We start from the raw sequence: 21,239 nt of genomic DNA on the forward strand, positions 1-21,239 counted from the left end.
GACATTAATTGCCAGTCAATTACCGATAGAAAATTGGTATGAAATGATAGGAGAATCGACACATGCTGATGCGATTCTAGATCGACTTGTTCACGGAGCAATAAAGTTGGAATTAAAAGGCGAATCGATGCGAAAAAAACTAAATACCTTGACTGAAGCCGATCACTGAAGCTAGATTTTACGGAGGTCTACTGGCGAACAAAAAAGTGATCGGCTTGAATGGTATTGACCGATCGGCATCATGGTATTACGCAGGGGTCTAGTTTCACTGTAATATCCAGTGATGTAATTGGTGATCGCTTTGTCTGCTTCTGTAAAACTCCCATAACCACTTGCGGGTACCCATTCAGATTTTAAACTTTTAAAGAAACGCTCCATTGGCGCGTTATCCCAACAATTCCCGCGACGACTCATACTTTGCTCAATTTGAAGACGCCATAATAATTGTCTGAATTTCAAGCTTGTGTAATGTGAATCTTGATCGCTATGATAAATCACATTCTCAGGTTTCCCCCCTTAACTCAAATGCCATTTTCAAGGCTTTGCATGTCAGCTCGCTCTCAGGCGAGAATGACAACGCCCACCCAACAGGTTTACGGGAAAACAGGTCTAGAACCATCGCTAAATATGCCCAACGATTACCAACCCAAACATACGTCATATCGCCACACCAAACTTGATCCGGTTGAGTAACCGCAAACTGTTGATTAAGCGTATTCGGGATCGCTACATGCTCTTATGCAACTTTCTGTATGAATGCTTAGGCTGCTGGCAGCTGACTAATCCAAGCTTTTTCATTAGATTACGTGATCGATAACAACTGAGACTAATTCCTTTGTTAGTCACTAATTGCGCTATCGTTCGAGCACCGGCAGAGCCATTACTAATACGATGCGCAGCCTTCACTTCACTGCATTAAATAGTAAAGTCTGCATCAATATGTTCTTTTCTTTTTAGCCAATATTTATAGTTACTTCGATGCACTTTGAATGCATTACAAATTGTGAGAATAGAGTGGCTCTGCTTGAGTGCGCTGATTAGCGTAAATTGTTCATCGAGTCTGACATCAAGAGAGCGGTAGCCTTTTTTAGGATAAAATTATGCCCCTCAAGACGAGCTATTTTTTTCAGTTCACGAATTTCAATTTGTTCAGGGGGTAATGGGAGATGCTTTTGGCTTGCCACCCTGGCGTTCTAGTGTTAACTGCATTACACATTTATCCATGGTGGATTTACCCACGTTCATCGTCTTTGCAGCTTCGATGATGCTATGGTTGTTATCGAGGACTAATTGAGCTGCTTCAAGTTTGAATTCAGCACTAAATGTTTTCGGGTTATCGATCTCATGTGTTCACCTAAAGTCATTTACGAGGTAATAATATCACCTCTATTTAGGTGGCCAAAATAACTATGCCACAGTGATTGGGAAACCGATACCGTGTTAGGAAAGCATGGAACAGGTTCAATCGTGACAATTTTAGAGCGAAAACCCCGTTTTTACTTAATAAAGAAAGTGGCGTCAAAATCTGCAGAGGATGTGACTAAGGCGACTATCGAATTATTGATGCCCTACAAGCAATATGTGCACACTATCACTGCCGATAATGGCCGTGAATTCGCTCATCATGAAGTCATTGCCAAGGCGTTAGACACAGCGTTTTATTTTGCTCATCCGTATCGCTCTTGGGAACGTGGAGCTAATGAAAATGCCAATGGTCTATTAAGACAATATGTAAAAAAAGGAACAGATTTAAGGATGGTAAGTGATGAAATAATATTGTTTGCACAGAACAGGAATAATTACCAGTTTCTGTGCAGAAATGTGTCTAATGGTGTGAATTATTTATGGTAAGGCCTATGAATATTAGACACTTTCTAAAGCCTTAAAATAACGATTTGCATATTCAGCTGGTGCAACCCTGCCATTAGCAGTATGGCGCCTTTTCGGATTGTAAAACATCTCAATGTGTTGAAAAATAGTTAACCTAGCTTCTTCCTATGTTTTTGAGCTGAATACGTCTGGCTTTTTCTTTCTTCAAGTTGCTAAAAAACTTCCTGCGACGGCATTATCCCAACAATTTCCACGCCGACTCATATGGAACGTCTAAAACAAAAAGATCGTGACGATTTCTTCATCAGGCTTTTCTGGAGTTTGGTGGACCTCCCACACTTGGGATCGTCCACGGAGAATAAATCAAACTATTGCACAGTTACCATACATGATGAGTCTAATTTTTATCGAATGTCATTATGTTTGCACAATCGGCTCTTACTTTTAACTTAAAGTCAGGCGGATTATGAGTGTTTATCATGTATATTTGTGGTACAAAACATTCATATTGTTGTACTGTTAATGCTGCTTTATAGATTTTTAGAAGATCACTTTTTCTGCCAATGAATACACACCATTCTCATGAGTGAAGTTGGAGAAGGGTCTAAAATTAGACGTTTGATTTTTCCTTGTTCAAAACACACAATCTCACCTTCGATTTCTGTCATTCGATTACAGTTGTTACAGCTTAAACTTAAGCTTCTGATATTTAGATTGACTATATCCATTTTCATGTTCAATACGAAATCCTTTCAATTGATGCCCTTTAAGTACACATCAAAACAGCTTACTAAGATCACATTAATACAGCTCACTAAGTCACACTTATACTACTTACTTTGATGTATATCAAGTACACCGTTTGCTTTTACCTTCGAAGAAGGTGTGCCTAGATCAAATAGATGAACTTCTCGTTCTAGTTCATCGGTCAATGATTTTCCGTCTGCTTTATCTGATTGTGAAAATGCATATAGTTACTCCTTTCCACAGAAAGTGTCTTTGGATAAATTTTATCTTTTAAAATTTAGTTATCTGATTTTATTTGATTTTAAATGTAATCATTTTTCTATCTGCAAATCTAAGCTAGTTTTTTACTTGTACTCTGTATCTTGAAACGATAAGAATATCACTTTGGCTTGTGCTACATAATCAGGTAAGACAGTCAAAGAAGTAATGGGAGATTACCGAAGTGTTAGTTGTCTGCTAAATCAAGTCAGCAGAGGGGCACAATAACTCCAGTAAACAACGATTTATACAGCACCCTCTTGATAATATTGGTCGGTTTCGGTTTCTGTCTATTGATTGAAATAAATCGAAATAGTCCCAAAATCCCCCGCTGTGAAGTGGGTACTGGCTCTACTCACTATCTTCCATATCACAGATATGTAGTTTGTAGCATCCGAGATATGTGGGACTAATTGAATTATAACTGTTTGTAGTACATAAAAAGTTTCTAAACTGAGTCAGTTACTACTTGGCCAATCTATATGTTCCTCCTTTCATAATAGCTAATTGATAAGTTGGCCGAGTTTGAAGCCGCTTTATCCAAGCCTGTAGGTTAGGGCGTAGCTGCAATAATTCAAAAGAGGCTGCAACCTCTCCGACAAAACTCATCTGAATGTCTGCAGCACTGAATTTCTCATCAACCAAAAAGGTTTTCCCTTCTAGTGAAGCCTCGATGAAGCCCAAATGGTTGTCTAGTTCGCTGTTGATCCTAGGATGCAGAGGTGTTCCACCTTCAGCAAGAGGATCTACATAGATCTTCAAAAGCAGGGGCAACATCGCCGATCCCTCTGCATAGTGAAGCCATTGTACATATTGCTCATAAGCTAAAGTTGTATTCGCTGGGTGCAATTTGTCTCCTGCATACTTCCTTATGAGGTAATCAATAATCGCTCCAGACTCATGAATGATGTTGTTGCCGTCTTCAATGACAGGTGATTTCCCCAGGGGGTGAATCCGAACGAGCTCCTGCGGTGCTAGATGTGTGTCAGGGTCACGTTTATAACATTTTACGTCATATTCGAGGCCTAGCTCTTCGAGTAACCAGAGAATACGTTGTGAACGTGAATCGTTAAGGTGATGAACAAGGATCATATTTATAGCTCCAAAAAATATTTTACTTTGATTGGGTGTGAACATAGATCGATTAATATTCAATTCGATCATTGGATCATGACTATGCCATAATAAAATTGACTGGTCTAATAATTCGCTATTTAAGACCCTTATAGACATAACATTCAGATTAAATCGTTACAGTTTTTCGCTGAAAGCTACAAAGGAAAACGCACTATCCATGACAGAGAGCCACGCAAACGTGGTGGTTTGGCAGATAAACGCACGAAAGAAGATCAGGTAGTCGTTCTCATCGCCAAAGATCGCAGCGGTGCCACGACAGATTACATGCTCGGCAGACCGAATAAAGAAAAGATTGAATTGGCAATAAAGCCGATTGTCGTTCCTGACTCTATTCTGTGCTCCGATGGTGCGCGTTCTTATTGTTCTTTTGCAAAAGAGAATAACTTGACGCACTACCGAGCTATTACCAGCAAGGGTGAACGGGTGATTGGCAAGCAGTTCCATATACAGAACGTCAATATTTACATGTCCATTACACCTACTAAGCTGGATGGAGCGATTTAACGGAGTAGGAACAGATTATTTTCCCAATTATCTTGGGTGGATGCGGATCATTGATGTTTTGAAAGAAAACCAAGAGTTTGATTTAAAGGATTTTATCTCGGATGCGTTCAGTTTCGAATATCACAAAGACGCACTTCTGGAATGATCAACAACTAAATTCACATACCTAGCTCATTGGTTATATCTTTCATTCGAATCATATGTTTTTGAGGTGACATGTCAGATGATATAACTCCGACTAAAACAACTGTATCTTCTCTTTTTGCATAATAGATAACATGATTCTTTATAGGGAATCGAAATGCGTTACTGGAAACTTCTTCAATGTTCGCTCCCGTATTGTGGGTTGTTAGCGAGTGACTGAAGCTTTTTAAACAAGGCGACTTTATATTTGTAACAAAAAGTATAAACCGTTTAGCAAAATCCTCTTTGCTGCATGCTATTCCCTTCCTAGTGCTTTATCTCTTATTTGTAAAGAATAATGACATTTCATGAGATTTATTTTATACAAAACTGCCAAATATTGCTTGTAAAATTCATCTTGAAAGATAAATAGGCTATAGCTGTTCTTCAATAAAAATAACAGATTTTTTTATTGTTTAAGAAAATTCATTGACTAAATGTAGTAGACTGGTCTATTGTTTGTTGGCTTATTTGTTCAGAACAAACCGTTATCGCGATTTACAAGTCGTTCTATCGGCTTTTTATTTACTCTGTGTCATAGACAGGCGGTCTACTGTAGAGCTAATAGAGAGCCGTATCAAGTTCTGAAGCACTGCCGTAATTAATCAAGAGGAGGTCCTTAAATGGCCTACGAATCACTCAATCCATACACTGGCGAACTCCTTTCGTCATTTCCAGATGCAACAAATACTGAAGTAGATCAGGCGATTGAACATGCGCATAATGCGTTTTTGACTTGGAAAGAAACCAGTTTCTCGGAACGGGCTCGAGTCATGCACAATACAGCAGACATATTACGTCGTGACGTTGATTTTTTCGCTAACCTTCTGACTATTGAAATGGGTAAACTCATACCGGAAGCTAAAGCTGAAATCGCTCTTTCAGCAGATATCTTTGACTATTATGCAAATAATGCAGAGAGGCTGTTAGCATCTGAAAAGCTGCCAGTAGCGGATCCCAGTGAGGGAGACGCTGTATTATCCGCTGAACCGCTAGGGATTTTACTGGCAATTGAGCCGTGGAACTTTCCATTCTACCAAGTTGCTCGTATTGCCGCGCCACAATTATCTGCAGGTAACACCATGTTACTCAAGCATGCATCAAATGTGCCACAGGCCGCAGCGGCATTCGAAAAATTGATGTTGGAGGCCGGTTTACCCCAGGGAGCGTTTAAAAACCTTTATGCAACAAGGGCTCAAATCGAAACGATCATCAATGATCCACGCGTTCATGGAGTTGCACTGACCGGATCTGAAGGTGCGGGTTCAATAATTGCCTCGCAAGCCGGTAAAGCGTTGAAAAAATCTACGCTCGAACTTGGCGGAGCTGACGCTTTCGTTGTGCTCGCTGATGCAGAAATGGAGAAAACTATTAAATGGGCTGTTTTTGGACGACATTGGAATGGTGGCCAGGTCTGTGTGTCCTCTAAACGCATGATCATTGTCGATGACGTTTACGACCAATTTTTTGAAGGTTACATCACCGGTGTTGCTAATCTGAGGGTGGGGGATCCATTAGACCCATCTACGACATTAGCTCCCTTGTCATCTGAGGCCGCGGCAGAAGAGATTAAAGATAAGATACGCCAAGCGGTTTCTTACGGAGCGACAGCGACCGAAGTAGGACCAAAGGTTCCCAGCTCGGGGGCTTTCGTCCAGCCAACTATTTTGACCGATATTTCTGAAGACAACCCCGCTCGGTATTGGGAGTTCTTTGGTCCAGTATCAATGCTGTTCCGTGCGAAGGATGAGGCGGATGCTGTGCGAATCGCCAACGATTCACCATTTGGTCTAGGCGGGTCAGTTTTCACTGCCGATCCCAATCATGGCTACGATGTAGCAAAGCAAATTTCCACAGGCATGGTTTTTGTTAATCACCCGACAATGGCTAAGGCGGATCTACCTTTTGGTGGCATCGGACGTTCGGGGTACGGCAGAGAGTTGATCGGGCTAGGAATCAAGGAGTTCGTTAACCACAAACTCATCTCCGTGGTTGATATCGATGCGCCGTTCTAAGCCGAAAAGTCCTAAACGATGGCAAATTTTAGGTGAAAATAGTCTGGCTGAATAGCAGAGGGTTGATGTAACTGAGTTAACTGTTTGCACTCAGTTACGCTCCCTATTTTTGAATTTACGATAGCGTAAAGCTAGTCAAGCTTTATGCCTAGTGGTCAAAAACTCGATTCAGTTGGGTTTTAGCTTGCGTGCCGATAGTCGATACGACTTTGATCTTTGCTTCATCGTCCAATTGCTGGGTATGGCCTGTGAGGGTGCTTGGCCTGGGCGAGGCATTGGCTATTCCCATATTCTAACGCTACACGCGGAAACATTGATTTCCGCCTACACATTGAGACTAAAGGAAATTTGTATGAAAAATTTCAACTTTTACAACCCAACTAGAATATTATTTGGCAAAAATAGCATTGCAGACCTGAAAGATCAGGTCCCTGATGATGCGAAAGTGATGATTCTTTATGGCGGTGGCAGTGCTGAGCGTACAGGTGTTCTGGACCAAGTTCGTTCGGCTTTAGCTGGGCGAACAGTGCTTGAGTTTGGCGGTATTGAACCAAATCCACGCTTTGCTACAGCGATGAAAGCTGTAGAGATGATCCGTGAAAAAGAAATAACTTTCCTGCTAGCGGTTGGTGGTGGGTCTGTCATCGACGCCACAAAGTTTATTGCAGCAGCGGCAAAGTATGATGGTGATACATGGGAAATTCTGACATCACGCGGATCTGTTATTAAGCAGGCGCTGCCGTTTGGCACAGTATTGACCTTACCGGCAACTGGTTCAGAGATGAACTCTGGGGGAGTAATTACAAATCCAGAGAAGGGTGCAAAGCTTCCGTTTAATAGCGTTTATTGCTACCCGATTTTCTCTGTCTTGGATCCGGAGGTCACCTATACTTTACCTACACGACAAATTGCCAATGGTGTGGTGGATGCCTTTGTCCATACCATCGAACAGTATCTGACCTACCCAGCGGCTGCATACGTCCAAGACGGCTTCGCTGAATCTCTGCTGCGCACACTTATAGATCTAGGTCCTAAAGCTCTTGAGACTCCAGAAAATTATGACATTCGTGCCAATCTGATGTGGACAGCGACGATGGCTCTCAACGGGCTGATTGGTGCTGGTGTGCCTCAAGATTGGGCTAGCCACATGATTGGGCATGAGATTACCGCCTTGAATGATACTGACCATGCTCGAACGCTAGCTGTTGTGTTGCCATCGCTGATGAATGATCAACGTGGGCCTAAACGCGAGAAGCTACTTCAATATGCTAGTAATGTCTGGGGTATCCACGAAGGGTCCGACGATGTGCGTATTGATGCCGTGATCGACGCAACATGTGGTTTCTTTGAACAGATGGGTATCAAAACTCGCTTAGGCGACTACGGCATTGATGCACATGATATTGATCATATCGTTACAGCGCTACAGGACCATGGTATGACAGCACTTGGTGAAAACAAAGCAATTGCCCCAGATGATGCTCGCCGCATTCTTGAAGCTGCTTTGTAGGAGAAATTAAAGATGACACAATCTGAAATAGTAAATCGTAAATTTGTTTTGGCTGAACGCCCTGAAGGTGAACCGACGAAGAGCACCCTAAGGCTTGAAGCTGCTATGGTCCCTTCTATCGGCGACAATCAGATGCTTTTGCGTACCGAATATTTATCACTAGATCCCTATATGCGGGGACGGATGAGTGATGAACCATCATATGCCGCACCAGTGGAGATCGGCGAAGTTATGGTTGGTGGCACGGTCGCGCAGGTTGTAACCTCGAACGTTGATGGCTTTGAAGTAGGCGATTGGATACTCAGTTTCAATGGCTGGCAGGATTATGCCCTATCGGATGGTGCTGGGTTGACTAACCTTGGTGCATCGCCAGCGCATCCGTCCTGGGCGCTCGGTGTCTTGGGCATGCCCGGCTTTACTGCTTGGGCAGGCTTGACGCAGATCGGTGTGCCTAAGCCCGGTGAAACAATTGTTGTGGCTGCTGCGACTGGTCCTGTCGGCGCAACAGTAGGCCAAATCGGTAAGTTATTAGGTTGTCGTGTAGTGGGCATCGCGGGTGGGCCTGAAAAATGTGTTTATGCGGTAGATGAGTTGGGTTTTGACGACTGTATAGATCACAAGGCTGGTGACTTCTCAGATCGTCTTGCCAAGGCTAGTCCTAATGGTATTGATGTCTATTTCGAAAATGTTGGGGGCAAAGTTCTTGATGCGGTTATTCCCCTCCTGAATTCCAATGCACGTATACCTGTGTGTGGGTTGGTATCGCAATATAATGCCACTGAACTGCCAGATGGACCGGATCGAATGAACTGGCTAATGGGTCAAATCCTACATAAGAAGATTAAGGTGCAAGGCTTCATCATCTTTGACGATTTTGGCCATCTCTACCCGAACTTCGCGAAGGAAATGGGCGCGTGGGTTGAAAGCAGTAAGGTGAAATATCGCGAAGAGATTATCGATGGTCTGGGAAATGCTCCAGAAGCTTTCATAGGCCTTCTTAATGGCGAGAATTTTGGAAAGCGGGTGATCCGCGTTGGCAATACAAAATAGGAAAATAATATGAAAATTTTGATGATACTAACATCTCATGATGAACTTGGAGACACTGGTAAAAAAACCGGCTTCTGGTTAGAGGAGTTTGCTGCACCCTATTATGTGTTCAAGGATGCCGGAGCCGATATCACTCTAGCTTCGCCCAAGGGAGGGCAACCTCCAATTGACCCTTCCAGTGATAACGCGGACACACAGACTGATGATATCCGCCGATTTAAGGGGGATCTTGAGACTCAAGAGCATCTTGCTAATACGCTGAAGCTGTCCGATATGACTGAAGAAGGGTTCGACGCAATCTTTTATCCTGGAGGGCATGGCCCATTGTGGGATCTTGCTGAAGATGCTGACAGCATACGCCTAATAGAGGCGTTCGCAGCCGCGGACTTACCTGTTGGGGCAGTCTGTCACGCTCCTGCGATATTCCGCCACACCCAAGGTATCGACGGAAACTCCTTAGTTTTTGGGCGACGTGTGACAGGATTCACTAATACAGAAGAAGAGGCCGTTGGCCTGACCAACGTAGTGCCCTTCCTTGTTGAGGATATGCTTAAAGCCAATGGCGGCCATTATGAGAAAGACGTTGATTGGGCAAGCTTTGTGCTGCGAGACGACAAACTCGTCACAGGCCAGAATCCGGCCTCATCGGCTGCCGCTGCACAAGAGATCCTTGCGCTGTTGAAATAAGCGGAAAAGGTTGACTTGACTGACCCTGTTTCATTATTAAGCGTCTCCATATTCCGAAATATAGGAATTCTGGTTGGCTTCAAGGGGCGGTCAATGTCATCCATCATCCCGAAATTGCACCGGGCGGAACTGTTACCGTATTATTTCCGTGCTGGTTTATGGGCTTATCACAACATTCAATTAAGGAGAAAACATATGAGAACAGTCCATCTGAGTTCTGGCTTTGGGTCTATATTGGCTAATGTAATGGCCCTGTTTTCCGTATTATTCATTGCCTTTCCAACGCAAGCCGAAGCTCCTATCCGTTCCAGCAATGATATCCATGTGACAGCGGAAATGTTTAGCTGCATTTATGATTTGCCCAAAGTACGCAATACCTTTCTATTCCATTCTGACCCTAAAAAACTCAAGGAAGCTATCCGTATTTTTACCAAACGTGTCTCTGATACTGAGTATCCTGTTGGTACTGTAATGCAACTTGTTCCATTTGAACCGATGGTCAAGCACTCAAGAGAATACTACCCGGACAGTAATGGTTGGGAGTTCCTCGCACTCGATGTGACGGCAAAGAGTACGACGATCACGAGTCGAGGAGATCATGCTGTCAATTTTGAAGGGCGTGAGTGCTTGAGCTGCCATGCAGCGGGCATGAAATACGATTTCGTTTGCGAGAAAGATCACGGCTGCGCACCGTTGTCTATTGGCGACGAAGAGATCGCAGCTTTTCAGGCTGCTGATCCCCGCTGCACGTCGGGTCAGATCAAGGATAAGACACGTAAAAATTCGTAACTAGGCGCGATGTCTAATTATATCAGAGAGGGTAAAATCAGGTGAATCGGTTTTGGCAAAACCTTTGCGTAGACCCTGCATTGGTTCCCTCAGTCAAAAATGCACTCTCCTGCCTGCCAGGAAATGAGGAGTTAATATGATTAATACCCCTGAAAACGACCTGTTTTCTCCAGTTGTTGTAGGACCTTATATCCTGAAAAATCGTATAATTATGGCACCTTTGACACGGGCTCGCTCGGCAGAAAGTATTGCCACATCTATGATGCAAGAGTATTACACACAGCGCTCATCGGCGGGTTTGATAATCAGTGAAGGGCTGAACATTTCACCACAAGCAGTGGGCTACGCCTTTACTCCTGGCCTCTGGACAGCTGAACAGATAGAAAGCTGGCGCCCTGTCACTGCGGCCGTCCACGATAAGGGAGGACGGATATTTGCTCAACTTTGGCATGTTGGCCGGGTTTCTCACCCAGATGTGCAGTTGGGAGGAGAACTACCCGTCGCTCCATCTGCAGTCCGTCCCGATGTAGAAGCGTTCACGGCAGGGGGAAAGAAACCGGCATTGATACCAAGGGCGTTGGGTATTGACGAATTACCGGGAATAGTGGCGGATTTTGAGCAGGCTGCCCACAACGCTCTTGTAGCAGGATTTGATGGTGTCGAAATTCATGCCGCAAATGGATACTTGCTTGATCAATTTATGCGTGATGGGGCTAATCGACGTACTGATGCCTATGGCGGGGTGGTAGAAAACCGCATTCGGTTGACTCTTGAAGTTACCAAAGCCGTTGCGGCAATTTGTAATGGCGGCCGCACTGGGCTACGGATATCTCCCATCAGCACGGCCAATGGCCTTAGCGATAGCAACCCCGAACCGGTGTTCAAGGCTCTTGTTGACCAACTCAATGACATCGATCTGGCTTATCTTCACGTTGTCGAGGGAATAACTCGTGGGCCACGCATAGTCAAAGGGGGGTTTGATTTAGATATTTTGCGACAGCGGTTCAAAGGGATATACATGGCTAATAATGGCTATGACCGAGATCTAGCTTTTGCAGCGCGGCATAATGATACCGCTGATCTGATTGCATTCGGGCGCCACTATATTGCCAACCCTGATCTGGTTACCCGATTAGAGCTTAATTTATCTCTCAATCCGCTTGACAACGCGACGGCATATGGGGGAGGGGCCGCGGGGTATACTGATTACCCATTCTTGCCTGCGAATGATCCTTGGTGATGGTGCTAATTACCTATTATTTTGAAATATAAAAGGAAGATAACTACTATGAAATCACGTAATCTTGGCGCTGGACTGGGCGCTGTCTCTGCTATCGGCCTCGGCTGTATGGGGATGTCTGAGTTCTATGGCCCCTCTAATAAATCTCAATCTCTCGCGACGCTGGAGTATGCACTTGATAAAGGTATTAATTTCTTTGATACCGCGGATACTTATGGTCTTGGCCGTAATGAGGAACTTCTCAGTAGCTTTCTCGCCCGACACCGCGACGAAATCACTCTGGCGACTAAGTTTGGCATTGTACGTGATGGCCCGCTTGAGGAACGCCGAATTGACAATACCACTGCCTACATGATCAAAGCCTGTGAGGCTTCGCTAAAACGCTTGGGTATAGAAACAATCGATCTCTACTATGCTCACCGATTGAATCCAGCTGTTCCAATCGAAGATACTGTGGGCGCGATGGCTGAACTCGTTAAACAAGGTAAAGTACGTGGCCTAGGGTTGAGCGAGGTATCACCCGCTACCCTGCGCCGTGCCCATGCCATTTATCCCATCGCAGCAGTGCAGTCGGAATATTCTCTATGGACGCGCGATCCAGAAGACGGAATATTGCAGACCTGCAAAGAACTTGGTGTAGCATTTATTCCATACAGTCCGCTTGGCCGAGGTTTTTTGACGGGTAAGATCAGGTCTGTTGACGACATGGCTGCAGATGACTTTAGACGTACTTCTCAACCACGATTTGAGGGAGATAATTTACAAAAGAATCTGTCCGTGATCGATGCGCTAACTAAGTTTTCAGATTCAAAAGGCTGTACACCGGCACAGTTGGCTTTGGCATGGGTTCTGGCGCAAGGAGAGCACGTTATCCCTATTCCCGGTACACGTACAGAACGTTATATTGACGAAAATATAGGTGCTGGGTCATTGTCTCTGACAGAGGAAGATATTTCTACACTCGGTAAAATAGCTCCGAATGGCACCATTAGCGGCGATCGTTATACTACTGAGGGGATGCAGCACGTCAATATATAACCTCCATCAAGGCCATATCTCTTGCCAAAGCTCGAAGGTATGAGGCAGCAAAATAACACTCGCATGCAAGAGATTAATAGAGCTCCGCAAGTGTTAACCATGGCCGTTAATCAGTAAATTAATTATTGAACTGACAAAAATGAGAGGATTAATGTTATTGGCGTCAAATGAGCTTCTCGGTGACACCAGGGATAAGACCGGGTTAAAACTCGTAGAGTTAAATCCTCGTGCTACTTAGAATGACTTTGTGATGGCTTCCGCAAGAATGCTGATAGCCACCTCAAGATCTAAGTAACTCGAGACCGTAACTAATTATCGTTTCGAGTTAGGGTACCTGCGGAACGGATCTATTATGTCAAGCTCTCCGAGGATTTGCTCACTGCGTTAGATTCTAGTGGACATGACAATGTAGCAATTTACGGAGAAGCCTATACCTCAAGCGCTACTCCACATCCTTGCTAGAAAGTCTGTTGCTGCAGGCTTTAGTTAGCTTAGTTCTCTAGGTACTGATGTTTTTGTTATAGGCTGTGATGCCGGCTACCTATTATCTGGCTAGCAAGTGATGTGCTTTACCAACAAAAAGAAGGGGCACTTATAGTAGTGTTATTCCTGATGAAGGAAATGCTCAAAGCCAGTGGGGCAGTAAACTGAAATTGATGATTGGCAAATCTATGTTGTGACGTGTGGGTTGCTAGTCACTGGACAGTTTCCGGCTTGCTCCGAAGCTGACATGTACGTTTTGTCTTAAAGGGCAGACAGTTTTCCCCAAAGAGCGTGTCTTGAATGTTATCAGTTACCGAATTAACCATTGATAGGACGTTATTGTCTAAATCAGTTTTTTTAACCGAGTGACTCTGCGGTACAGAGTGCTAAATTAATTGTAACAGGAGTTCGAAAACTCAATGAATAGACTATTAGTCCTAGCGCTAGGAATGTTTTCCATAGGCACTGGCAGTTTCGTTATGGCTGGCCTTCTACCCGAAGTAGCTGCGAGTTTTAATACCAGCGTAGGTGATGCGGCAAGTATGATTGCGGCATTCGCTGTAGCTTATGCTCTGGTTATACCTATTGCCGCAATCCTATTGGTGAATTTTTCGTATAAACCTATTTTAGTTGTGGGCATGCTAATTCTTGCTGCAGGCCATGTGTTCTCAGCACTGGCGCCAACTCTAGAATTAGCTATCGCTGGTCGTGCGATGGGGGGGCTGGGAGGAGCTCTGTTTATGCCAATTGCCGGAGCGGCGGCTACAGCGATAGTCGCGCAAGAGCATTGGGGCCGTTCATTAGCAATCATTACAGCTGGATTGAGTGCGTCAACCGCGATTGGGGCTCCATTGGGAATTGCTCTTTCAACGAGTTTTGGTGACTGGCGGCTTGGTATGTGGCTTGTTGCTGCACTGGCTGGTGCTGCGGCTATTGGGATTGGAACTCTAATGGAACCTATTCCAAGAACGGTCACAAAAAAAAGGAGCAGGGATTTACTTGCCTCAGTAATGAAACCAGCAGTACTGGGATTATTAGGAACAACATTGTTTTTAATGATCGGATCTTATATCGTTCATACTTATGCCAGTGTAATTCTTATGCCTACGACTGGTGGTGACGGCAAAACATTAGCTATTCTAATGGCAGTTTGGGGCGTTGCGGCTACCCTTGGAACTTTTTTCGTCGTTAGGCTTACCGACCGATGGGGTACAAGGCCGATTATCTTTTTCGGGCTCTCGATTTTGAGTGTAAACTTCTTACTGTTGCCATATCTTACCAATTCAACGTTCGTATCTATTTTGTCACTTGCGCTCTGGGGAGCGATTGCTTGGAGCTGCTTGGTACCTCTGCAGCACCAGCTAGTCAAAGTTGCACCTACTAGTGCATCCATCGTGCTGGGCCTTAACACATCAGCTATATATCTAGGCGTTTCGTTCTCAGCGTCCATTGGAAAACATGTATCTCAAACACTTGGAAGTGAGTACTTGAGCATAGTTGCGGCCGGATTTACGATTCTGGCCTTGGCAATATATGAGGTACATCGGATTATTGTAAACCGGAATTTGAAAATGCTCAGCACCTTACAGGGCTAGTTTTCATTATGGCCCTTAGTGACATTTTCAATGCAAAATCAATATTTTTCGCTTTGAGATAAGAGTGAGTACATTCATTTGCACAAAAATGTGGCATATGTAAGCGATCATTTATTCTTTGCTTACCATACCGCAAAATTTGCTTTTGTCACAGTAGCAAACACAATCTTGTCAGTGTGAGTCGAGTCATAAATAGTAAACGATATAACCTTTTTAGCTAAGATATTAACCTAAGGGGTATTTGTATTGCGGTATCTAGGCCTATAGTTAGATCTGACGGTTCTCCGAGCTTTTTGTCCTACGTCAACGATATGGACAGTTAGCCGTGGTAATTTTGCCACCGGGGTGAGTAAATAAATGCACTTACCTCCCACACTTGGAAAGGTTAACATGTCCCAATTACAAGACAGTTTTGGTCGACGTTTTCATTATTTACGAATGTCAGTGACTGATGTTTGTAACTTCAAATGTACTTATTGCTTGCCCGACGGCTATCGCCCAGACGGTAAACCTACGTTTTTAACTCTCAACGAGATTGAAAATTTAGTTGCTGGTTTTGGTGATGTCGGTACGCAAAAAATTCGTATCACTGGTGGCGAACCCACACTTCGTAAAGACTTTACCGACATAGTGCGGATTGTTGCCGATAATCCTAATATTAATACTGTCGCCATGACAACTAATGGCTATCGCTTACAGCAACATGCCAAAGAATGGTATGACGCCGGATTGCGACGCATTAATGTGTCAGTTGATAGCTTAGATCCTAAAATGTTTTACCAAATTACCGGTGAAAATAAATTCGACCAAGTGATGCGTGGTATTGATGCCGCACTTGAGGCTGGGTTTGAGCGAGTCAAGATTAATGCCGTGTTGTTAAAAGGTCTTAATGATAAAGATTTACCGCGTTTTTTACATTGGATTAAAAATACACCCATTGATCTACGTTTTATTGAGTTGATGGAAACTGGTTTAGGCCGTGATTATTTTAACGCCCATCATCTCGCTGGCGTCGATATTAAAAAACAACTTGAACGAGAAGGCTGGTTATATGATCTGCCTGATGTTGATGATGGTCCAGCACAAAACTTCAGTCATACAGATTACAAAGGCCGTATTGGGCTAATCATGCCTTATGCAAAAAACTTTTGTGCCAGTTGCAACCGTTTACGTGTCTCTGCAAAAGGTAAATTACATCTATGTTTGTTTACTGAAAATGGCGTGGATTTACGTGATTTACTCCAAGATGCTTCTCAACGAGATGAATTAATTAGCCGTTTACACGGTCAATTAGCTCAGAAAAAAGAAACCCACTTTTTACATCAAGGCATTACTGGCGTGACTCAACATCTTGCCTCAATTGGTGGTTAAGCTATTTTAAGACTAATCAAACTGATACGACACCCACAATGTCAGTGACGCTCAGTCGATAGACATTGAATTTTAATAAGGCTGTAAAAGTATGAGCGATCGTTTTACCCATATTAACGCCGATGGCAATGCCCATATGGTCGATGTTACTGAAAAAGCGGTCACCGAGCGTGAAGCTCGTGCTGAAGCCTTTATTGATATGGCACCAAATACCTTAACCATGATCATGAGTGGTAGCCATCACAAAGGTGATGTGTTCGCTACAGCACGTATCGCGGGTATTCAAGCCGCAAAAAAAACTTCAGATTTAATTCCTTTATGTCATCCACTAATGCTAACTAAAGTAGAAGTAGATCTAGAGGCTCAACCTGAAAATAATCGTGTTCGCATTACCAGTTTGTGTAAGCTGTCTGGTAAAACAGGTGTCGAAATGGAAGTCTTAACCGCAGCGTCTGTGGCGGCATTAACGATATACGATATGTGTAAGGCTGTGCAAAAGGACATGATTATTTCTCAAGTCCGCTTGCTTGAAAAACGCGGTGGTAAGTCTGGGCATTTTAAAGCCTAATCAGTTAATTATCACTAGCGTAAATTTAAATACGTTTTATGAATAAATACGTTGAGAGACTACTATGATCCAAGTGTTATTTTTTGCCCAAATCCGTGAACTATTAGGTACCGCTAAAGTTGAACATTGTGCCGACAATATAGATACCGCCGAAACGTTACGCGTAGCGCTTGCTGCCACAGATGATAAGTGGGAAAAAGTGTTGACATCGGATAAATTATTGGTCGCGATTAATCAAACTATGAGCCAGTGGGATTCGCCTGTAAACGATGGTGATGAAGTCGCCTTTTTCCCTCCAGTTACGGGAGGTTAGAATGAATAATCAAATCATGGTGCGAGTGCACACCGAAGACTTTAATGTTGCAGATGAATATGCGCTGCTGGCCTGTGATAATCAGGACGGTGCTGTAGTTAATTTTGTCGGTAAAGTGCGGGACTTTAATGATGGCAGTGCGGTAACCGATTTAACCCTAGAGCATTATCCTGGGATGACAGAATCAGTATTAATGCAGATTAGTGAACAGGCTTGTGAACGCTGGCCATTAAACAAAGTGACCATTATTCACCGTTTCGGTACGATGTCGCTCGGCGAACAAATTGTATTTATTGGTGTGACCAGTGCCCATCGTAAAGCGGCTTTTGCTACCTGTGAGTTTTTAATCGACTTTTTAAAAACGAAAGCGCCTTTCTGGAAACTTGAAGCGGGTGACGATGGTGCTAAATGGGTTGAAGCACGTGATAGCGATCAACAAGCAGCTAAAACGTGGCAAAAATAATTTTCCATATTGCTCGTAAATAGCGAGGGTAAATCTTCAATGTATTTCATCAATACCATTGTTCATTTTTTTAATCGGCTTTCGTTGAAGTTTTATACTGGCGGTATCTCGGCGTTACTTGCGATTATTAGTTTAGTTGGATTTAGTTCAGCAAGCATAGCCAGTGACACACCAGCTATTGCCGCCGCTGCAAATATTCAGTTTGCTGTGGCTGAAATTGCCACACGCTTTGAGCAGCAAACGGGGCTATCTGTAAGACTCAGTTATGGTTCATCAGGCAATTTTGTCACTCAGATTAAGCATGGTGCGCCTTTTGAGTTAATGCTCAGTGCTGATGAAGATTATATTGATATTCTGCATCAAGCTGGCTTGACTCAAAATAAAAGCATTATTTATGCCATTGGTCGATTAGCATTGGCTGCGCCTAAATCATCACCACTCATTTTGGACCCTGAATTAGTTGGATTAACGCAATTAATCAACGATGGTAAATTGTCGCGGTTTGCGATTGCCAATCCTGATCATGCTCCTTATGGTGAGCGTGCCCGAGAAGTCCTTAAAGCGAAAGGTTTATGGGATGCGGTGCAGCCTAAATTAATTTTAGGCGAAAATGCCTCACAAGCCGCCCAGTTTACCATCAGTGGATCAACCCAAGGAGGAATCGTACCATTATCATTGGCGCTAACGCCTGAGTTTATCAAGCGTGGTAACTATGTCGAGATCCCCGATGCTCTGTATCAACCGATCAATCAACGGATGGCATTAATGCCCAATGCCTCTAAAACGGCAGAACGTTTTTATCAATATATGCAATCACCTGATGCACAGGAAGTTCTCTCTCAATTTGGGTTTAATTTACCCATCCATGTTATTCGTAAGGTGGATTAATGGATTGGCAAGCTCTGTGGTTGTCGGTCAAACTGAGCTGTTTTACGGTGATATTACTCATTCCACTGGCCATTTTTGTTGGTCGTGAGTTAGCCTACTGCCAGTTTAAGGGAAAGTCATGGCTAGAGGCTTTAATCATGGTGCCATTAGTGTTGCCACCTACTGTCATAGGTTATTACTTATTAGTGGGTTTAGGTGACCAGAGCATCATTGGTCAATGGGTTGAGCAGTTAGCTGGGCAACAACTTGTGTTTCATTTTTCTGGTTTAGTGATAGCCTCTATTATTGTCAATATTCCCTTTGCCGTTCAGCCGATACAACGTGCGTTTGAAACCGTTCCTATCGATATTCGCGACGCAGCTGCTTGTTGTGGTATGAGTCGTGTACGTATTTTTTTTCGAGTAGAATTACCCATGATTTGGCCTGGTGTATTAACTGCCGTTGTATTGTGTTTTTCCCATGTCTTAGGTGAATTTGGTGTGGTATTAATGCTGGGTGGAAACATTGCAGGTGAAACCAGAACCATTTCAATAGCGATTTATGATAGTGTTCAGGCATTCGATTTTGATTCAGCTGGGATGATGTCTTTGGTCTTACTCGTTTTTGCTGTGAGTGCGCTAGCGCTGACTACCAGTATGTCGAGGCGTTTAGGAGGGCATCATGGCGCCTCGCAACGCTGATCTTACATGTGATATTTCACAAACATTCCCCATACCACTTGAAGCGCACTTCAGTTGTCGGGCAGGTGAAGTTTTAGCCGTTGTAGGCCCTTCTGGTGGCGGTAAAACAACCTTATTGAGAATGATTGCCGGTTTAACCTTTCCTCAACAGGGCCAGATTCGTTATGGGGATGCGGTATGGTTTGATGAACAACAATCTATTTCTTTGACCCCTCAGCAAAGGCATATTGGCTATTTGCCGCAGCATTTTGGCTTGTTCCCGCATTTATCAGCATTAGATAATGTCATTTCTGGGCTTGACCATATACCCAAAGCATTACGTAAACAGCGTGCGCTAGATTGGTTAGATCGTGTCAACTTACATGGTTTTCCTAATCGTTTACCCGCTCAACTGTCCGGTGGACAACGCCAACGAGTTGCTCTTGCTCGAGCACTGGCTCGAGAGCCTGCTATTTTGCTGCTTGATGAACCTTTTTCTGCAGTTGATAAAGAAACTCGTGAGCGCTTATATATTGAATTAGCTCACTTAAAACAACAATTGTCTATTCCCATCGTTATGGTGACGCACGACATTCATGAGGCCTTATTATTGGCCGATAAAATGATATTGATTAGCCAAGGGAAAATGCTCCAGCACGGCGAGCCATTTGAAGTGATATCTCATCCCAATGACGAAGCTGTGGCAAGGCAAATGGGCTTGAGAAATATTTTTGACGGTCAAGTTGTCGAGCAAGACACAGAGCGTAATATGACTACGTTTACCTTGGGCCATGAACTGATTGTTAGCGACAGTGCCCCAAAATTAACGATTGGCCAAAATATTCGCTGGGTCATTCCAAATCAAGGTATCCGCTTTAATACCATTAGCAGTGGCCGTTTATGCAAAAGCATAAATAAGTTAGAAGTGCTGATTGAGTCTGTATTGGTAATGGGCGAGTCTTCGAGAGTGATGGCATCAGTGATTGATGTCGGATCAATCATTAATGCCGATTTGCCTACACATCTAGTCCGTAAGTTAGCGCTTGAGGCCGGAGTGAAGACGACTATTGCACTTAAGTCCGATCAAATTCATATTCTGAACCCGTAAAATCGCGTAATCACATCATAAAATGGTATTTATGATCAATTATTAAACTTAGATTTCTTGGGACTTTGGCTGCTCTTAGGAAAGTAGTCGAGTGATAAAGTTTCAATTCTGTAGAGGCTAATGATGGTTCGGTTGCTTATAACAATATGCTTTCTTCCATGTGCAGTGATGGCTACTCCATCTACACATTCTTTACTGCTCAATGGCGAATTTTTAAAGCCTATAACAGTGCTCATTTATAAGTTTATATAAGGCTATTTTAAGGCTTGTAGTTTGTTGCTTCGCATTTAGGGCAAGGAGGAAGTATATCGGAGTTATCATCTAAAATTACTCTTTGCCCACATTTTGTGCATGTGTATACACCTTTCCCTGGTTTTTCGTCTGTACTCGACATAAATAGATCTCCTTTATAACTACAATGAACAATATAAAATAAATTATTGATTCCTAAAATGCGGCAAAAAAGAACAATGCAAGAGTTATTTTTAAGCAAATTTTAATAGAATACTTTCTAATTACTATTGTGATGCTTTAACGACATTGTCATATTTCGTTTGAAAATAAACTACGCTAAAACATTTTGCACAAATTTAGTTTGGAATATGGCCTGTGGTCACTAATGTCTTGGCTTTACCCACACTAGGCCAAGAGGAAACTAACGATGGTTCCCTCTTTGAGCTTCCTGCCACCCATAATCCACGAATAAAAAGTCCTATAACTATACTGAAATCATAATGATGATTATCCCCCTGTGTCAGGATAGTTGTCGCCTCAGTTTTTCATAAAAATAAAACAGGGAGCGG

General features: G+C 43.4%; 18 protein-coding genes, 3 pseudogenes and 1 riboswitch. Of the genes and pseudogenes, 18 read left to right on the top strand and 3 right to left on the bottom strand.

Translation table 11 applies throughout. From position 1 onward, the window contains the following. The coding region (locus tag IEY42_RS19930) for an ATP-binding protein (protein WP_188926976.1) at positions 1 to 169 on the top strand (169 nt) is incomplete at its 5' end. Positions 170 to 171: 2 nt separating this feature from the next. Here the strand turns inward: IEY42_RS19930 and IEY42_RS19935 are convergent. Further along, positions 172 to 1,346 (bottom strand): annotated as a pseudogene (locus IEY42_RS19935) (IS3 family transposase). A gap of 73 nt (positions 1,347 to 1,419) precedes the next feature. Between IEY42_RS19935 and IEY42_RS19940 the strand changes: the two are divergent. Further along, positions 1,420 to 1,851 (top strand): annotated as a pseudogene (locus tag IEY42_RS19940) (IS30 family transposase); the annotation flags it as partial. Positions 1,852 to 3,300: 1,449 nt separating this feature from the next. On the opposite strand, the gene IEY42_RS19945 reads toward IEY42_RS19940, so the two are convergent. Next, positions 3,301 to 3,999, bottom strand: coding sequence for a glutathione S-transferase (locus IEY42_RS19945; RefSeq protein WP_229780201.1), 699 nt, complete (start codon positions 3,997 to 3,999; stop codon positions 3,301 to 3,303). 93 nt (positions 4,000 to 4,092) lie between these two features. On the opposite strand from IEY42_RS19945, the pseudogene IEY42_RS19950 reads away from it, so the two are divergent. The 16 genes and pseudogenes from IEY42_RS19950 to IEY42_RS20025 form a co-directional block, all read left to right on the top strand. Further along, positions 4,093 to 4,543 (top strand): annotated as a pseudogene (locus IEY42_RS19950) (IS1595 family transposase); the annotation flags it as partial. 739 nt (positions 4,544 to 5,282) lie between these two features. Next, a complete protein-coding gene (locus IEY42_RS19955; protein ID WP_188926977.1) occupies positions 5,283 to 6,674 on the top strand; it encodes an NAD-dependent succinate-semialdehyde dehydrogenase in 1,392 nt (463 codons plus the stop codon). 352 nt (positions 6,675 to 7,026) lie between these two features. Further along, complete coding sequence (locus tag IEY42_RS19960) at positions 7,027 to 8,184, top strand: iron-containing alcohol dehydrogenase (protein ID WP_188926978.1); 1,158 nt, start codon at positions 7,027 to 7,029, stop codon at positions 8,182 to 8,184. 12 nt (positions 8,185 to 8,196) lie between these two features. Beyond that, a complete protein-coding gene (gene curA / locus IEY42_RS19965) occupies positions 8,197 to 9,234 on the top strand; it encodes an NADPH-dependent curcumin/dihydrocurcumin reductase (protein ID WP_188926979.1) in 1,038 nt (345 codons plus the stop codon). Between the two features lie 9 nt (positions 9,235 to 9,243). Beyond that, on the top strand, positions 9,244 to 9,921 hold the full coding sequence (locus IEY42_RS19970) for a type 1 glutamine amidotransferase domain-containing protein (RefSeq protein WP_188926980.1): 678 nt from the start codon (positions 9,244 to 9,246) through the stop codon (positions 9,919 to 9,921). A 93-nt stretch (positions 9,922 to 10,014) separates the two neighbouring features. Beyond that, positions 10,015 to 10,710, top strand: coding sequence for a hypothetical protein (locus IEY42_RS19975; RefSeq protein ID WP_188926981.1), 696 nt, complete (start codon positions 10,015 to 10,017; stop codon positions 10,708 to 10,710). 136 nt (positions 10,711 to 10,846) lie between these two features. Then, entirely contained in the window at positions 10,847 to 11,950 is a 1,104-nt protein-coding gene (locus tag IEY42_RS19980) for an alkene reductase (protein ID WP_188926982.1), read from the top strand. Between the two features lie 48 nt (positions 11,951 to 11,998). Beyond that, the gene (locus IEY42_RS19985; RefSeq protein ID WP_188926983.1) at positions 11,999 to 12,988 is read left to right on the top strand and encodes an aldo/keto reductase; all 990 of its coding nucleotides are present in this window, start codon (positions 11,999 to 12,001) and stop codon (positions 12,986 to 12,988) included. 902 nt (positions 12,989 to 13,890) lie between these two features. Then, positions 13,891 to 15,066: an MFS transporter gene (locus IEY42_RS19990; RefSeq protein WP_188926984.1), complete on the top strand. Its 1,176-nt coding sequence runs from the start codon at positions 13,891 to 13,893 to the stop codon at positions 15,064 to 15,066. A gap of 270 nt (positions 15,067 to 15,336) precedes the next feature. Then, positions 15,337 to 15,469, top strand: a riboswitch (molybdenum cofactor riboswitch). Beyond that, positions 15,457 to 16,437, top strand: coding sequence for a GTP 3',8-cyclase MoaA (gene moaA / locus IEY42_RS19995; protein ID WP_188926985.1), 981 nt, complete (start codon positions 15,457 to 15,459; stop codon positions 16,435 to 16,437). It overlaps the preceding riboswitch by 13 nt. A gap of 91 nt (positions 16,438 to 16,528) precedes the next feature. Next, positions 16,529 to 17,005: a cyclic pyranopterin monophosphate synthase MoaC gene (moaC, locus tag IEY42_RS20000; protein WP_188926986.1), complete on the top strand. Its 477-nt coding sequence runs from the start codon at positions 16,529 to 16,531 to the stop codon at positions 17,003 to 17,005. Positions 17,006 to 17,069: 64 nt separating this feature from the next. Then, positions 17,070 to 17,318: a molybdopterin synthase sulfur carrier subunit gene (gene moaD, locus IEY42_RS20005; protein WP_188926987.1), complete on the top strand. Its 249-nt coding sequence runs from the start codon at positions 17,070 to 17,072 to the stop codon at positions 17,316 to 17,318. Position 17,319: 1 nt separating this feature from the next. After that, positions 17,320 to 17,781 (top strand): molybdopterin synthase catalytic subunit MoaE, encoded by a 462-nt coding sequence (gene moaE, locus IEY42_RS20010; RefSeq protein ID WP_229780202.1) that lies wholly within the window; start codon positions 17,320 to 17,322, stop codon positions 17,779 to 17,781. Between the two features lie 39 nt (positions 17,782 to 17,820). Next, positions 17,821 to 18,669 (top strand): molybdate ABC transporter substrate-binding protein, encoded by an 849-nt coding sequence (modA, locus tag IEY42_RS20015; protein WP_188926988.1) that lies wholly within the window; start codon positions 17,821 to 17,823, stop codon positions 18,667 to 18,669. Then, positions 18,669 to 19,349: a molybdate ABC transporter permease subunit gene (modB, locus tag IEY42_RS20020; RefSeq protein ID WP_188926989.1), complete on the top strand. Its 681-nt coding sequence runs from the start codon at positions 18,669 to 18,671 to the stop codon at positions 19,347 to 19,349. Before modA ends, modB begins: the two co-directional genes overlap by 1 nt. After that, positions 19,330 to 20,436, top strand: coding sequence for an ABC transporter ATP-binding protein (locus IEY42_RS20025; RefSeq protein WP_188926990.1), 1,107 nt, complete (start codon positions 19,330 to 19,332; stop codon positions 20,434 to 20,436). Before modB ends, IEY42_RS20025 begins: the two co-directional genes overlap by 20 nt. Before the next feature lie 259 nt (positions 20,437 to 20,695). Here the strand turns inward: IEY42_RS20025 and IEY42_RS22740 are convergent, their stop codons facing one another. Next, a complete protein-coding gene (locus IEY42_RS22740; protein WP_188926991.1) occupies positions 20,696 to 20,830 on the bottom strand; it encodes a zinc ribbon-containing protein in 135 nt (44 codons plus the stop codon). Positions 20,831 to 21,239: the final 409 nt, after the last annotated feature.

The sequence above is a fragment of the Shewanella algicola genome (assembly GCF_014648035.1).
GTDB lineage: Bacteria > Pseudomonadota > Gammaproteobacteria > Enterobacterales > Shewanellaceae > Shewanella > Shewanella algicola.